This window comes from Microbacterium sp. CH-015 (assembly GCF_049707015.1).
Lineage (GTDB): Bacteria > Actinomycetota > Actinomycetes > Actinomycetales > Microbacteriaceae > Microbacterium > Microbacterium aurum.
Genome location: NZ_JBNAFJ010000032.1, coordinates 1 through 1,354, shown reverse-complemented (window position 1 = coordinate 1,354; position 1,354 = coordinate 1). Strand labels below are relative to the sequence as shown.

The following is a 1,354-nucleotide window of genomic DNA, read 5'->3' as shown; positions in this document are numbered from 1 at the left end:
GGGGCCTTGACCCGCGATCGTGGACACGGTGTCGTTTCGGTTATGCCGCTTCCGCGAGGGTAGCGGACGTGGTCGCCGCGTAGGCGTTCTCGTAGCTGTTCGGGGTGATCTGGCCGATCGCGGAGTGCCGCCTTCGGGTGTTGTAGCGGTTCGCCCACCGGAACACGGCCCGGTAGGCGGTGGCCTGATCCGGGAACGCCGAAGCGCCTTCGAGGAGCTCCCGCTTGAGCGTCGCGTTCACGCTCTCCGCGAGTGAGTTGTCGGCGCTCGTGCCCACCGTACCCATGGACTGGGTCACCTTGAGCTGCTCGCAGAGCGTTGCGTAGGCCTTCGACGTATAGACGCTTCCGTGGTCGCTGTGGAACAGAGCGCCGGCCAGTGACCCGCGGTCACGGGCGGCGGCGCGGAGGGCGTCTTCGACGAGTTCGGTGCGCATGTGGTCGGCCACCTGCCAACCCGCGAGCTTCCGGGAGCCGAGGTCGATGCAGGTCGCCAGATACAGGTTCGACCCGTCCGCGATCGGCAGGTAGGTGATATCGCCGACATACCTGCGGTTCGGCTCCCCGATGCTGAAGTCCCTCCCGATCAGGTCGGGAAACTTCCGCCCGGACTGGTCCGGGATCGTGGTCTTCACCCGCCGTCGCAACCGGATCCCCGCCAGCTGGTGCTCCCGCATCACGCGGGCGACCCGCTTGTGATTCACCCGCCCGGAGGCGGGGACGCCGTCGTTGAGGTCGGCGGTGATCCGCGGCGCCCCGTAGGCGCGGTCACCGCCCTGGGCGGGGTCCTGCAAAACCCGGATCCGCGCCGCGAGGGCAGCGTCGTCGGCGGCCTTCGCGGCGCGCCGCGGGGCCGCGTCCAGCCAGGCGTAGAACGACGACCTCGCGATCTCGACGACCTCACACAACCGCTTCACGCCGTAGGCGTCCTTGTGATCCTCAACGAACTGGAAGCGGTTCACCAGTTCGTCTCCCCGGCGAAATACTTCGCCGCCTGACGGAGGATGTCCCGCTCCGTCTCGAGCTTGACCTTCTCCGCTTCCAGCCTCGCGTTCTCGGCCTCCAACCGGAGGGCCTTCGCCGCCTGCGACTCCGCCCGCCGCGGCGCGGGCGTCGATTCCGTGCCGGCGGTCGTCGTCCCGGAGCCGTGCTTCTCGACCCACTCCCGCAGCGCACCGCGGGAGATCCCGAGGTCCGCCGCGATGCCCTTCAACGTCGCGCCGGGCGTGGACTCGTACAGGTCCACCGCCCGCTGCCGGAACTCGTCCGTGTAGTTCTTCCTAGCCATCCCTTGGATTCTCGCTTCCCCAGCGCCGTGCTGGAATCAGCGTGTCCAAGATCAGGGGTCAAGCGCC

General features: G+C 68.6%; 1 protein-coding gene. It reads right to left on the bottom strand.

Features of this window, described 5'->3' with window-relative positions; genetic code table 11:
- Positions 1 to 40: 40 nt before the first annotated feature.
- Positions 41 to 1,287, bottom strand: a protein-coding gene (locus ACPYN4_RS15485; protein WP_239282821.1) for an IS3 family transposase whose coding sequence is annotated in 2 segments (ribosomal slippage) — positions 41 to 972 and positions 972 to 1,287 — 1,248 coding nt in all. Because the reading frame shifts where the segments join, the coding sequence is not laid out codon by codon here.
- Positions 1,288 to 1,354: the final 67 nt, after the last annotated feature.